Source organism: Shimia sp. R9_3, assembly GCF_017743755.1.
Taxonomy (GTDB): Bacteria; Pseudomonadota; Alphaproteobacteria; order Rhodobacterales; family Rhodobacteraceae; genus Shimia.
This window is the reverse complement of sequence record NZ_JAGHRP010000009.1, coordinates 17841-31270: the sequence shown is the minus strand read 5'-3', so window position 1 is coordinate 31270 and position 13430 is coordinate 17841. Positions and strand designations below refer to the sequence as shown.

At 53.4% G+C, this 13430-nt stretch carries 10 protein-coding genes; 4 read left to right on the top strand and 6 right to left on the bottom strand.

Translation table 11 applies throughout. The features are described from left to right. The first annotated feature begins 380 nt into the window (after window positions 1-380). The 3 genes from J7412_RS18665 (at window position 381) to J7412_RS18655 (ending at window position 5022) form a co-directional block, all read left to right on the top strand. Entirely contained in the window at window positions 381-1802 is a 1422-nt protein-coding gene (locus J7412_RS18665; protein WP_209080285.1) for a hypothetical protein, read from the top strand. Beyond that, on the top strand, window positions 1795-4143 hold the full coding sequence (locus J7412_RS18660; protein WP_209080283.1) for an acylphosphatase: 2349 nt from the start codon (window positions 1795-1797) through the stop codon (window positions 4141-4143). The genes J7412_RS18665 and J7412_RS18660 overlap by 8 nt, the downstream gene beginning before the upstream one ends. 501 nt (window positions 4144-4644) lie before the next feature. Beyond that, on the top strand, window positions 4645-5022 hold the full coding sequence (locus tag J7412_RS18655) for a hypothetical protein (protein ID WP_209080281.1): 378 nt from the start codon (window positions 4645-4647) through the stop codon (window positions 5020-5022). A 161-nt stretch (window positions 5023-5183) separates the two neighbouring features. On the opposite strand, the gene J7412_RS18650 is transcribed toward J7412_RS18655, so the two are convergent. The 6 genes from J7412_RS18650 to J7412_RS18625 all read right to left on the bottom strand — a co-directional run bounded on the left by J7412_RS18650 (window position 5184) and on the right by J7412_RS18625 (window position 11663). Next, the gene (locus J7412_RS18650) at window positions 5184-5918 is read right to left on the bottom strand and encodes a hypothetical protein (protein WP_209080279.1); all 735 of its coding nucleotides are present in this window, start codon (window positions 5916-5918) and stop codon (window positions 5184-5186) included. A gap of 23 nt (window positions 5919-5941) precedes the next feature. Next, window positions 5942-6616: a hypothetical protein gene (locus J7412_RS18645; protein ID WP_209080277.1), complete on the bottom strand. Its 675-nt coding sequence runs from the start codon at window positions 6614-6616 to the stop codon at window positions 5942-5944. 575 nt (window positions 6617-7191) lie between these two features. Beyond that, a complete protein-coding gene (locus J7412_RS18640) occupies window positions 7192-8430 on the bottom strand; it encodes an FAD-binding oxidoreductase (RefSeq protein WP_247744007.1) in 1239 nt (412 codons plus the stop codon). A 98-nt stretch (window positions 8431-8528) separates the two neighbouring features. Next, the gene (locus J7412_RS18635) at window positions 8529-10025 is read right to left on the bottom strand and encodes an aldehyde dehydrogenase (RefSeq protein WP_209080273.1); all 1497 of its coding nucleotides are present in this window, start codon (window positions 10023-10025) and stop codon (window positions 8529-8531) included. Between the two features lie 2 nt (window positions 10026-10027). Further along, a complete protein-coding gene (locus J7412_RS18630; protein ID WP_209080271.1) occupies window positions 10028-10945 on the bottom strand; it encodes a dihydrodipicolinate synthase family protein in 918 nt (305 codons plus the stop codon). 7 nt (window positions 10946-10952) lie between these two features. Continuing rightward, on the bottom strand, window positions 10953-11663 hold the full coding sequence (locus tag J7412_RS18625) for a GntR family transcriptional regulator (protein ID WP_209080269.1): 711 nt from the start codon (window positions 11661-11663) through the stop codon (window positions 10953-10955). 108 nt (window positions 11664-11771) lie between these two features. Between J7412_RS18625 and J7412_RS18620 the strand changes: the two genes are divergently transcribed. Next, the gene (locus tag J7412_RS18620; protein ID WP_209080267.1) at window positions 11772-13313 is read left to right on the top strand and encodes a trimethylamine methyltransferase family protein; all 1542 of its coding nucleotides are present in this window, start codon (window positions 11772-11774) and stop codon (window positions 13311-13313) included. Window positions 13314-13430 lie beyond the last annotated feature (117 nt).

The window sequence follows — 13430 nt, the reverse complement described above, 5'->3', positions numbered from 1 at the left end:
TGTCCAAAACGCCGGGCGTATTGGGCAGAAGGTCAGTGTTCTCGAACAGAGACTGGATGATCCTCGTGGCCTCAGCTTTGGTCGCGGGATCGTTCAAAGACTTGGACAAATTGGCAATCAAATCCTCAGCATCCGCCGTACAAAGAGCAAAACGGCGTGAGTCCAAACAGCTTAGGAAATAACCTTGAGTGGGACACAGAAGCCTCTCAGGCGCGGCATTTAGGTCGGTGTCTTCACAAAGCAGTCTACCCCCTCGAACACGTGCCAACAAGTTGGCAGTCCCCGAGATGGCTTGAGCGTTTTTAGACTTGGAAGTGGGCTCACATCTACTATTGTCGGTTCACTTTCGAAATTTAAAAAGCCGATATCGGGTTCAAGACATGCTAATCGCGCAGAAACTATGCGAAAAAAACAGTTTTTCGTTTGAGGCTACGTTTCGAAACCAGTTCCTTCTTACCCAGAACAGAACTCTAGATGTACCCGAATGGACGGAGAAAAGCCTCAACGGCTGGCACCTTAAGCACTGTCAGGATTTACCCGTAGCAAAAGTCGTGTCTGCCACGGGTTTGCCTATTGGCTTTATCCTAGGAGTCGCAGTCGACAGTGATGGGCATTGCGTCGACGGTACTCAAACACTGCCTTGCGAAGAAACTTCGGTGAATTTCTGGGATGTAGTTGAGCGTTACGTTATAGGGCTCGCTGGCCGCTATGTTGCGATCTTTCTAACCAACGACGCTCAAAGAGTTTATACAGATCCGGTTGCCGACTACGCTGTGGTCTATGATCCGGATGCTCGCATCGTCGCATCCTCTTTGTGCCTTTGTCTCGATCGAGAAATTCACCCGAATCCCATTTTTCCCTGGCAGGAAATTACAGGGCGCCGCAAACAGTATTCGCTGGGCCATACCAGAGATTTTGGAGTGAAACGGCTGCTCGGGAACCACTATCTTGGCCTGCGTGATTTTCGTCCCAAACGCTTCTGGCCCCGGCATGACACAGATCTTGAAACGAGGCCTGAAGATCAGGTCAACGAAGTTGTGGCAAGCATCAATGAGCGGCTATCTCAAAATTTACGGGCTCTGCTTAGGAACCATAAGTGCATCTTGCCGCTTTCCGGTGGGCGGGATTCCAGATGTTTGCTTGGTGCAGGGATTGAAGATGTCCAAAGCGCCGAATTTGCGTTTACCTGGCGGTTTCACAAGCAATCTGGCCAAGACGCAAATATTGCACAGAAGATTTGTGAACGCTTAAGCATCCGCCACCAACTCTACAGCTTTCAGAAGACGACTTTCAAACATCGGCAACGTTATTTTCTATCGAATGGCTACGCCACTTTTGGGCCAGAAGTGAAGACTCTCGCTGTACACGAACAGCTGCCGAAAGGCTTTGTTGTTCTGAGAGGGAATATTATGGGCATACTTCGGGCGACAAATTGGGCTCGGCAACGCGAAGGCAGCTTGAATTTAGAACACGCCGTCAAACGGCTTAGAATCTACGGGCCGGATGAAACACAACGGGATTTTCAGCTTTGGTTTATTGCCTTTCTGGAATGGTATGAAACGCTGCCCGCTCAAGGAAAGAACAAGGTGCATGACCTCGCATGGCTGGACATAACGCTTCCACATAGCCAGGGTGCGCGTTGGCATGGTTTTCCCAATCAGTTCTATATGAATCCCTTCGCTGACCGGCGTCTCTTGTCTTTGTCTATGCAGTTGCCCTTAAAATTACGCAGGAATGACAAAGCATATGCCGCACTGCTGGATCTAACGGTGCCTAGCCTCAATGATATCCCGTATGTCTGAACGTGACTGCTACCACCTCCTCGTCTACGGCAAAGTTCAAAAAGTCGGCTTTCGCAAGTGGACGTTACAAAAAGCTATTTCCTTGGGTATTCAAGGATGGGTTCGAAACCGACCAGACGGCCGTGTAGAGGCAATGGTCACTTGTACCGAAGATCAGTTGAAACCGTTCTGCCGTGCTCTTGAAGAGGGCCCTGCAAACGCGCGCGTTGCTCGGTTGGTTGTAAAGGAGGCAAGGCCAAAAAGCTTTCGCATGTTCACTGAGAAAGCCGATGGACCATCGACAGCTGAGAAAGTGAATGACTTGGTTGACGAGCTCCATCCAGAATACGTGGAAGCGTGTCAGCGCGCCTACGATGCGCTCCCTTCTGAGTGCCGCGAATTTACCAAATATGAATCAAAGCCAACCCGTTGGCGATTTGGGCAAATTGATGCGGCCGCAAAAAAATTCGGCGTTGAGCTCACTTATTTGGGCCCCAAATCGCCCCCAAATTTTTTGTGCAAAACCGACGGAAACTTGTTCGGGATGGATGTTACTCGCCCTTCTTGGGTCAGTCCAATCACCGAAGAATTTAGCAACAACAAGTTTCTGACCAAAACTGTTCTGAGCGCGCAGGGTATCTCCGTTCCCTACGGAAAGGTTTGCAACGATTTGACGCAAGCTCATGACGCCTTTGACAAGTTGCGTGGTGATGCGGTTGTGAAGCCTGTGTTTGGAACTGAAGCCAAAGGCGTGACAACAAACATTAAGTCGCACCACGGACTTAAAAAGGCGTTTGAATACGCAAAGTCGGTTTCGCGAAACGGGCCGGTGATAGTTGAAGAGTACGTCAAAGGCGTCGATATCAGAATTCTATTGATTGGTGACAAAATCGTTGCGGCCTACTTACGGCTGCCTGCGCATGTTGTCGGAGATGGGATCCGAACGATTTCCGAGCTTGTTGAAATCAAAAACGCGGCGCGTGCAACTCTGCCGGCTACTCAGGATGCGCACCTGCTCGAGCTCAACATCAGCCAACGACGGCTGTTGACGCTACAAGGGCTGCAACCCGATGATGTCCCCCAACGCGGCAAATTGGTTTTGCTTGGAGTTTCGCCTAATTTTACTGATGGCGCTGACCTGGTACCTATCACAAACCAAATCCATCCAGATATCGCGCAAATGGCACAAGACGCAGCGCGTGCCGTCGATCCTACGGCATTTTGGGGTATAGACGTACTATCTGAAGACTTTGCCGCGCCTCTTGCTGAAAAAAACGCCTCTATATGTGAGATGAACAGCAGACCCGTCGGTGGCGTTTTCCGGCACGCGACGCATGGTTCGCATGTCCCTTTTTTTGAAAGCCTGTTTGGCCAAACGTTCAACAGTGGCGATCAGACCATTCCCCGTACCGAGAATGAGGTCAACGTTTCCTATGCGCCGGAGGTAAATGATGCGTTTGACAAACAAGTCGCAGATGCCATCATGGCGTCGAGTGCTGGAACAAAGTTCTTAACGCCCAAGATCCTTGTAAAGCAAAGGTCTGCTGCTGCCGATTTCTATTCTCTACAACAGAATTCCAGCGCTGTTAGAAGTGCGCTTGCGCCGTGGCGTTGGCTGGCTCTCCGCGATGCGCTCGATGCCAATGGCGTAAATGTGGCATCGCATTTTCCCTTGGATCATACCGAAATCGCCTGGCATGATCGCGCAACCCCCATTGGTCGAGCATTTACGATTCAGCGTCGGCATAAGATGAAAACTCATTGGGTTGAAGATTTAAATCGTCTTCGATCTCTGACGAAGAATTACTCTGATTGGGAAATCATTTTTCAGCCCTTCGAAACCGACTCTTCCTTGGAAGTCGCCATTGTGGGAGGCGCAGTAATCGCCGCCGCGCAGCTTGAATATCAATCAGTGCGTGCGACTGGCGAAGAAAGTACATTGGAGCAACTCGAGAGAACCCTCTTCTTTCGACGCGGATCGATCTCTTTGTCGCAACGGCAGTCCAGAAGGGAGCTTTTGGCTCCTGACGACGTGCTGCCAAGAGGCACGCTTCTCCCTCAGCCAAGAACCTTCGCTCGCATGTTGAGTGTGATCAACACGGACGTGAAGCTTACCGAAGGTCTTAAGTCTGCGTGTGATGAAATTTTGAGACTTTTACCTGGTCTGCAGACCGCTACCGTCGTGTTCCGAGAAACCGAAACAGGAGATTGGGGCGTTTCCGAGATTAGGCCCGACATAGATCCACGACCATTCCTACTCCCCGATATTGGGGAGCCAAAGAATTTGGCTGGTATACAAGCAGGCTTGGTTCTCAAGCGGTGCCAAACCTATCCTATCCAGCTAGAAAGCTTACAAATTTAACCGATTCATCCAGACTGGAATTGTCCGGCCTGAAACGAGAGGTGTATCGGTTTGCCACGTAGACTTCTTGCCCAAAAAAGAACACCAACAATAAGGCTTCATTCGGTATTGTCACTTTGACGATCTTTCGGTTGCCGATGACACGATCTGGACTTAGGTGGCATTGATGAATTCATCGTCTATAGACGCATTTGAAATTGCGCGTCTGCGCGAGGTGACCGCAAATGATTGGTGATTGGAAACCCATTGCGTTTGCCGCAATTGCAGAAGCCTGCCGTATCCGCCTGCACAGCCTGCTTGCCCGAATGGCTGCCAGACGGGCGCATCATTGGTCGGGAATGGGCGGCACGGAACCCCATTCCACCTCACAAGCGAAAGACCCTGGGACAGTTCCATCGCGATTTTGAGAAAGCCTTGCCTGCGATCCTGGGCGGCTTCTTGGATGCCGTATCCTGCGCGCTGTGGGAGATCGACTCTGTGAGACTCTCAGAGGCCCCAAGGATGGCCGATTTTACCAAATGGGTGGTGGTTGCCGAAAAATCCCTCGGGTGGCCTCAGGGCGCGTTTCTGGCCTCCTACGCAGCAAACCGCGCACAGGCCGACCAAGCGGCGGTTGAAAACAATCCTGTGGCTCTGGCAATTGTCTCCCTGATGGGTGGGCGCAGCCATTGGACCGGTACAGCGACGGAATTGCGGCAGACGCTTCGAGACCGCTTTCCTAGCATCACTGAAGACAGCCAGAGCTTTCCGCGTAGTGATGCACGGCTTGGGGCGGAGCTTAGGAGGGTCTTGCCGGTGCTGAGGCGACGTGGTGTGAGCGTCGCGTTCAACAGATCAGGCAAGGCGGGAGTGAGGGTGATTGAGATTAGTTCGCCTTAAAGTATAGACAAGCCACATAGATAGGCCCCGCGATGCTGGCGGGGCCTTTTCTTTTGCGTGACCAGCTAAGCAGCCAAAGCAGTCGTTTCCTGCTTTCTACCCCCATTGGAAGCTACTATTCAGCCGGAGTGGCTACATCGCGGGCTTTGACGTTGTGAATTTCATTTTTCGAAGCACCCATAGGTGCCGATGTCATCACCGTAGCGGTTACGCAGAAGCGTCAGTTCCCGCCCATCTTCAGCGGTGGCCCCGAAATCCATTAATAGTCTAGCGTATATATCCGCCTGAGCGTAAGTACTCTGCGCGAAGGGTCCTGATACCAAGATTGAACTCTCTAATCCAAGCCTACTTAAATTCAACGCCTCGCCTGCTTTTCCTTGGCTAACTAGCTCAGCAGGGCGAGAAACCCTTTTGAAGCCATTTGGTACGTTTCCAAGCGAATTTTTTGCGTTCGGTGGATCAAAATCTGCGGCCCTTGGATCAAGCGGAAATTGACAAGACTCCGCTTGTTTCACCTTCGGCGGACCACTGAGGTACATCTCGAAAAGCTTATTGATATCTATTCCCGCGTTTGGCCGTACACACGCAAGATAGATAATCGACTGCCAGACAAAAACCTTGTTCGCTTCAGGGTAATCTTTCAAGGTGTCGGTTTCCAGACGAAGGTATTCACCTTCGATGGTAGCGCGCCCCCCTGCAAGCTTAGAAACAAGGCCCTCAACTTTGCCCTTTATCGAGCCTTTGAAAGACTCCGTCACTTCTTCGCCACCTTTGGGTGCTAAGCTCGCGCAATCATCTTGAGCAAAAATCGGAGATGGCAAGGATGTTACACTGGCACATACAATGAACATCCAGAACGGTACTGAAACAGCCGAGAAAATCTGAAGCTTCAACATATTGGTGGAATCTAAACGATATCTCATAGCGATTTATAGCTAAAGCTGCCCGTGAAGCTGTTTTGGCTACCATCGCTTAACTGGCATAAACCCGACGTTTTAGCATTTGATACAGTGCCTGAGCATGAGTACTCAATCAAATGGCTCTGATGATCCAGCACCACTTGGATCTCATTGCTGTTGCAAGAAGCTTGCAGGCGTCCAGTAACGCGCGCACCATCGGACTTCCAGAGAATGCTAGACTGCTTCTCGAAGTCAAATTCGAAATTCCAGTTCTGGTGCGGGCTTTCAGGACGGAACTCGCCGTACACTAGATCGCCAGGACAACCGTTAAGCCAAACACGACTTTCTACTGATGGCGGACCGCTAAGGTACAACTCGAATAGTTTATTTATATCAATACCCGCGTCTGGCCGCACACACGCAAGATAGATAATCGACTGCCAGACAAAAACCTTGTTCGCTTCAGGGTAGTCTTTCAAGGTGTCGGTTTCTAAACGAAGGTATTCACCTTCGATGGAAGCGGATCCACTTACCAGCTTAGAAACGATACCTTCGACCTCGCCCTCTATCGAGCCCTTAAACGACTCCTTCAAATCCTCGCCGCCTTTGGGAGCAAGGCCTGCACATTCTTCTTGAGCAAAAGTTGGGGCAGACAGAAAAATTGTTGCTAACGTCAAAACAAAACTCTTTACCATTTTACTTCTCCAAAACATGAGAAATTTAACCATACCACATCACAAAAAGAGCTATCCCACTTTTTGTCCGTCCATACACACCGCAGCGTCTGTCATTTTGGAGTCGGAGCCGCAAGAGCTGCTGATGCTGACGACGCTGACAGTACTGACGGTAACAATGCTCTTGTTTTGAGTTTTGGCGCTTATTGCTTCCACGGTACTTCCACTTGGTTAGGTTACAAATGCAAAAAGCCGCCCTTGGGCGGCTTGTGGTGCGGTGCGGATTTATGTGACCAGTGTGGTTGAGTTTGCTGTGTGGTGTAGCACGGATGTAGCACGGGCGGGTATGATCGCTTATGCTTCGCGAGGCGCGAAGCGCCTCAGATGTCCTGTTTTATTGAGGAAATTTTGGTTGCGGGAGCACGCAACCGCCGTTGCCGAACGACATTGTGCTGCAGAGTATAGAGGCACTTCACTGAGGCCCATGATTTAAAGCCTCGGCCTCTAATATGCGCGGGCTAAGCGAGAGATCAACCGTTCGAACTGACTCGAATTCGAATCCGTCTGGCAGCGTCGAACGTGAGGTTCGGCAGCTCTTATTCATTGCGCGCCCGCAATTGTTTCCAACGTAGAAACAGATTGCCACCTAAGCCTAAGAAAGAGTTCGGTGGAAGCTTTTTTGCCGAAATCTCAAAGCGAAAATGATCGCTGATTTCCGATTGCACCCCGCAAGCCAATTCCGCAGCGGTGATGCCTGTGAGCGTGCCACGCGTCGCGCCTAATCCGTTTTGCACACAGCCAGAATAGACACCTTTCTCGATTTCATGCGCGTGGGAAACACCATTTAAACTGAGGCATAGATGCCCAGCCCAGTGATGCTCCATTTGCATATCTGCAAATAGCGGATATCGCTGATCGAATTTGCGCCGCATCGCCAACGCCGAACGCTTCATGTCGGTGTCGGTGGTCCGCATCCCTGGTCGCAGGACAGCGCTTGTTCGAGTAATAATCCGGTTGCCACCCTGCCCTTCGTCGATCCTGCGCATGGTCGTACCCATCGGATCAGACGGAGTGATACCCCATCTCGACTGACCACCCATACTTGCGATTTGATCAGCGTCCAGTTCAGGTGTCATCATGGCAAAAAGAAACAGGTGAAGCAGCCGGCCTTTTGCCACGCCGAAACTTTCCAGATGCCCGTTAACCGTGAGGATCACAGCCCCTGTCGAAACGCTGCCCTTCAAGGCCTCAACCTTCCATGACAGCCCTTCTTTAACGAAAGCTATGACACCAGAGTTTTCCAGAATTTCAACACCGTCCCGCTGCAAACCAGCGGCCAGTCCGCGCACATATCCTGCGGGCTGCAACATGACAGTGCCAGGCGTGTAAAGCCCGCCATTGTAATGTGCCGACCCGGTCAAGTCCTGCATTTGCTTGGCATCCAACAGGCTGAAGGGCTCGCCCATGCTCTCGAGGTGCTGCGCATAGGTCGCGTTATGGGCCAGCGCTGCATCACCTGCCGCACCATTCACTTTGCCCGCTTCGTCAAAGAAATTTGGGTCTATCCTGTAGTCCTCGACCGCCGCTTTGCCAAAAGCAATAGCTTGACGGTTCAGACGGGTCATGAGGCGATCATCACCAGAGCCGGCATAGTCTTTTGACGAAAGCTCATGCGGCAGGTCGATCATAAAACCTGAATTGCGTCCAGATGCCCCCTCGCCGATGCGCCCGGCCTCCAGCACGACGATCCGCGCATCAGGCTGCAGTTGTCGCAGGCGCCGCGCGGCGGCAAGCCCCGCAAAACCGCCGCCAATCACAGCGAAGTCAGCGGTCATATCGCTGTCCAGTTCGGCGGCTTCGCCTTGATCGCCAAGGATCGCATTCCAAGCCGCTGCCCCCCGATGAACAGGCAACGATTTGGCCGCGTAACGTGTCACTCCACGGCCTCATCCGTATCGTCGGCAAGGTCAATCCAGATTGTCTTGAGTTGCGTGTATTGATCATGGGCGTGGATCGCATTGTCGCGCCCACCAAAGCCGGATTGTTTGTAGCCGCCGAAGGGTGTGCTGATGTCACCCTCACCGAAACTGTTCACCGCCACCGTCCCAGCCTGTAGCATCCGCGCCCCGCGGATCGCGTGTTTTACATTGGCGGTGAAGATCGACGCGCAAAGCCCGTAGTCTGTGTCGTTGGCAATCGAGATCGCCTCCTCAAAGCTCGAAATTTCGATCACCGACAAGACCGGTCCGAAGATCTCGTCACGGGCGAGTGTTGCGTCGTTGCTGCTCACTTCAATAACTGTGGCTTGCACAAAGCCGTCTTTGGCGGTGCCGCCGAGGATGACTTTGCCAGGTTGGTCGAGATAGGCCCTAACCTTTTTGAAATGGGCTGCACTGACCAATGCGCCGACGCGCGTTTCAGGATTGAGCGGATCTCCGACGTTCCACTCTTTGGCGTGATGGGCAATACGCGCCAGCAGGTCAACTTTGACGTCTCTATGGACAATCAAACGCGAGGTGGCAGAACAGTTTTCGCCCATGTTCCAAAACGCGCCATTGACGATATGCTGGGCGACCCGGTCCAGGTTTTCGGCGTCATCCAAGACAACGGCCGGGTTCTTACCCCCCATTTCAAGGACAATTTCTTTTGCGTTGGATTCTGCTGCGTAAGCGAGAAACCGTTTGCCTGTGGTCGTGGAGCCGGTGAAGGAAACCATATCGATACCCATATGCCGCCCGATGGGCTCGCCCACCGACGGACCATCTCCCGGAACCACATTGAGCACGCCTGCAGGCAGCCCGGCTTCCGCCGCAAGCTCTGCCACCCGCAAAGCCGTAAGGCTCGTTTCCTCAGCGGGCTTTAGAACAACCGAACACCCGGCAGCCAACGCTGGGCCGATCTTCCAAGCCAGCATAAGGAGCGGGAAGTTCCAAGGCAGCACAAGCCCCACAACACCGAAAGGTTCCCGGACCACCATGGCAATGTGGTCATCAGAGGCGGGAGAGACGGAGTCGTAGATTTTGTCAATCGCCTCCGCATGCCACTTGATGCAATTGATGGCTTCAGGAATGTCCACCGTTTCGCAATCATAAATGGTTTTACCACTGTCCAGGCTTTCCATGACGGACAGTTCCCGCGCGTTTCGTGTAATCAGCTTGCACAGCCGGATCAGGACATCTTTTCGCTCTGAAGGATGCTTTCGTGACCAGCGGCCATCTTCAAAGGCCTCGCGCGCCTTCTCAACCGCAAAGTCGACATCTTCAGCACCGCAGGATGCTATATCGGCCAGCTTGTCCCCCGTCGCAGGATTCAAGGAGGAAAAAGTGTCTCCCGATATTGCTGGGCGGTAGCCCCCGTTTATGAATGCGCCTGTCGGAAAGTCCAGACTGGTCGCGATGGATTGGTATTCGTCATGAGTCAGCAGTGTCATTTTCAATCCTCCGCCACGATGTCAGCGATCTTGCGTTTGAGCACGCGCACCACTTGTTCGAGCGCGCGTTTGTCGTCTTTGTTGAGAGATTTTAACGGCGGTCTGACGGGACCTGCTGCGAGGCCGTTCATGGTAACCCCATGTTTGATGGTCTGGATGAATTTGCCGCCCTGCTCGAGCGCATTCATCAGTGGCAACATAGCCGACATGATGCGCCGACCTTTGTTGAAGTCACCCTGCAAAACGCAAGCATTGTAGAGCGCGACATGCTCAACTGGTAGGAAGTTGGACCCGCCGCAGACCCAGAAAGGCGCACCCCAAGCGAAGAATTCAAGCGCCTGATCGTCCATCCCGCATCCGAGTTGGATATGCGGATAGTCGCGGGCGAGTAGATGGACACGGTTGATATCGCCCGAACTTTCTTTGATGCCGCAGAAATTGCGGGAGCGGCCGACCCGGTCCAGAAATTCCGCGCCCATCATTGTGCCCGTGCGATGCGGGTAGTTATAAAGCATGATCGGCAGATCGGCGGCTTTGTCGATAGCGAGCGCATTGAGCGCATTTTCACGATCTGTGGGAACCGCATAAGGAGGGCTGGCCAAAAGGATGGCCTCCGCCCCTAACGCCCGCGCGCCGCTGGCCAGAGCCACAGAGTCCGGCGTGAGCATGGCACCGGTGCCAACAACCAGTGGCAAGCGACCGCTAAGTTGTTTGTGTGTGAAGTGTGCGAGCTCGAGCCGCTCTTCCACGGTCTGGGCGTAGTTCTCCCCTGTAGAGCCGCCGGAGATCAGCCCGTGCACGCCACCCTCGACCAGAAACTCAATCACCTGCGCAAGCGCATCCCAATTTACGCTGCCATCATCATGGTAGGGCGTCACCACGGGGGTATAGATGCCTTCGAATTTAAAAATAGGGGCCATATCGTTCTCATGCTGATGTTTTGCGCGCCGCCCCGCCAAGCGGCATGTCGAGGCTGCGAGGGGTGACGAATCTTTCAATCTGCTCGCGAGACAAGTTCCAATGATCCACCGCAAGCCGTTCAGCTGCGTCCTCATCGCGCGCTGCGATGGCCTCAATGATGGTGTCGTGCTGCGCGCTGGCTTCGGACAGTTTATCGGCCATCTCACGGTCTTGTGGACGGTAGAACGTCATGCCGATACGCGCGTGGTCGATGAGGAGACGACGGAAGGACGGCAGCAGATATATATTGTCCGCCATATCGCCAGTGACCTCGTGGAACCGGTTGTTGGCGAGCGCGCGGTCTTCAGGCGCCCCTTTGCGCAGCGCCTCCTTGAAACGGTCTTGCGTCTCTCGCAGTTCTTCGATTTGCGCAGACCTGGCGTTGCGCGCCGCGAGCTTGAGGATCGCCCCATAGATCATAGGGGCCGCAAGGAAGAAATCTCGCAAGGTGGTATGGGTCATCGCCGAAACCCAAGCGCCCCGGTTTTTGCGAAGCTCAATGAAGCCTTCGCCAGCGAGCTGCGCAAAAACTTCGCGCAGGGGAGTTCGCGACAGGCCAAAGACGTCAGACAGCGCGGCCTCATCCAGATCCTGCCCCGGCTCCAGCTTAAGCGTCAGAATAGCGCCCTTTAGGTGCTGGACCAATTTGGCCTTCTTATGAGTGGTGGCGTCTTTCATTTGTCCATCCGTTGCCTGCTTGAAGGAAAGCTAACAAAAATACATTTTGTATACAAACCGTATTTTTTGTAAGACAAAGAGACGATGCCAAGGTGAGGAGGAAAACCCATGACATCCCGTTCCCGGTCTGGCGGCCGCAGCGCACGTCGCGCATTGCGCTCTACTCTGGATGTCACCATGCAGCCCGCACTCCGCCGAAACATCCCGTTGTGCGAAGTTATGGACGGTGCGCAGGTGGAAACGATTGATGCGGCGTCTATGGATATTTTGGAAAACGTCGGCGTGCATTTCCGCGATCCGATAGCGATTGAGGATTGGAAGAGCGTCGGCGCCAAAGTGGTGGACGAAACTGTTTATCTTGACCGAGGCATGGTGAGGGAGCTGATCGCAACGATCCCGACCGAGTTTACCTATCATGCGCGCAACCCGGCCTATAACCTGCCGTTTGGCAAGGACCACTCAATTTTTGTACCAATGACCGGGGCGCCCTATTTACGTGACCTCGATGACGTGCGCCGCAATCCGACCCTTGATGATCTCGCCATGTTTCACAAGCTGGCGCATATGTCTCCTGCGCTGCATTCTTCCGCGCATCACATTGTCGAGCCCTACGATCATCCGATCAGCCAACGGCATCTGCGGATCACCTATTCGTCGATGAAATACTCCGACAAGACATTTATGGGCATGACCACATCGCCAAAAAACGCGGAAGACGTCATGGACATGTGCGCGATCCTCTTTGGCGAGTCCTTCATGGAAAGCCATGCGGTGACCACGGGCAATTGCAATGGGAACTCGCCACTTGTCTGGGATGAGACGATGCTGGGAGCGATGCGCGCGTTTTGTAAGCGCAATCAACCTGTTTTATGTTCGCCCTTCGTTTTGGGGGGCGCCAATACGCCGGCATCCGTGCCCGCGACTGTGGCGCAGCTCAATGCCGAAGCGCTTAGCGCGCTGTCCTACACTCAGATCATACGCCGAGGCTGCCCGGCGATCTACGGGCACTACCTTTCGACCGTGAGCATGAAGTCTGGCGCACCAATGGCGGGGACGCCCGAGATCAGCCTCATGAATTTCATGATCGGCCAGATGGCGCGCTACTATGATGTGCCCTGGCGTACATCCAACACACTCGGCGGCGCAAAAACTTTTGATGCACAAGCAGGTTATGAGAGCGCATCGACACTTTCTGCGGTGCTCCATGCCGGGGCAAACTACATCTGGCACAGTGCCGGCTGGAATGAGGCCGGCATGCATTGCTCAGTAGCCAAATTCATTGTGGACGCCGAGCAATGCGCGATGGGATACAAGATGGCAGAAGGCCCAAAATGGGGGGATTTTGACACCGCGGTTGCCGCAGTGCCGGATATCGGCCCCGGCGGGCACTATCTCGGGCATCCGCACACTCAAGAAAACTTCCAGTCGGCTTTCTTCATGCCCGAGTTGTTTGACAACAACTCGATTGAACAATGGGCAGCGGAGGGCTCTGTCGAGATCACCGAGCGGGCGCTGCAGCGTGCAAGGTTTTTGCTCGGCGAATATCAGGAACCCAAACTGGATGAGGCCAAAGACGAAGAACTGCTGGCATATATTGCGCGGCGTGAAAGAGAAATTCCGGCACGGGATGAGCTGAACCAGTCTTACTAGCGAGGCGTTGACTTACTGCCTTCACGCGCAAACCTTCTCTGGCGCGAGGCCACCAGCTTCGACTGCCATCAATACCGAGATGCGAACAGATTCCTCACGGAATACACGATGCCTCGC

Excerpts from the sequence above, each read along its gene's own strand:
- J7412_RS18635 (WP_209080273.1), bottom strand. The coding sequence starts at position 10,025 with ATGACACTGCTGACTCATGACGAATACCAATCCATCGCGACCAGTCTG.
- J7412_RS18650 (WP_209080279.1), bottom strand. The coding sequence starts at position 5,918 with ATGTTGAAGCTTCAGATTTTCTCGGCTGTTTCAGTACCGTTCTGGATG.
- J7412_RS18665 (WP_209080285.1), top strand. The coding sequence starts at position 381 with ATGCTAATCGCGCAGAAACTATGCGAAAAAAACAGTTTTTCGTTTGAG.
- J7412_RS18640 (WP_247744007.1), bottom strand. The coding sequence starts at position 8,430 with ATGACCGCTGACTTCGCTGTGATTGGCGGCGGTTTTGCGGGGCTTGCC.
- J7412_RS18655 (WP_209080281.1), top strand. The coding sequence starts at position 4,645 with ATGGCCGATTTTACCAAATGGGTGGTGGTTGCCGAAAAATCCCTCGGG.
- J7412_RS18625 (WP_209080269.1), bottom strand. The coding sequence starts at position 11,663 with ATGAAAGACGCCACCACTCATAAGAAGGCCAAATTGGTCCAGCACCTA.
- J7412_RS18620 (WP_209080267.1), top strand. The coding sequence starts at position 11,772 with ATGACATCCCGTTCCCGGTCTGGCGGCCGCAGCGCACGTCGCGCATTG.
- J7412_RS18630 (WP_209080271.1), bottom strand. The coding sequence starts at position 10,945 with ATGGCCCCTATTTTTAAATTCGAAGGCATCTATACCCCCGTGGTGACG.
- J7412_RS18645 (WP_209080277.1), bottom strand. The coding sequence starts at position 6,616 with ATGGTAAAGAGTTTTGTTTTGACGTTAGCAACAATTTTTCTGTCTGCC.
- J7412_RS18660 (WP_209080283.1), top strand. The coding sequence starts at position 1,795 with ATGTCTGAACGTGACTGCTACCACCTCCTCGTCTACGGCAAAGTTCAA.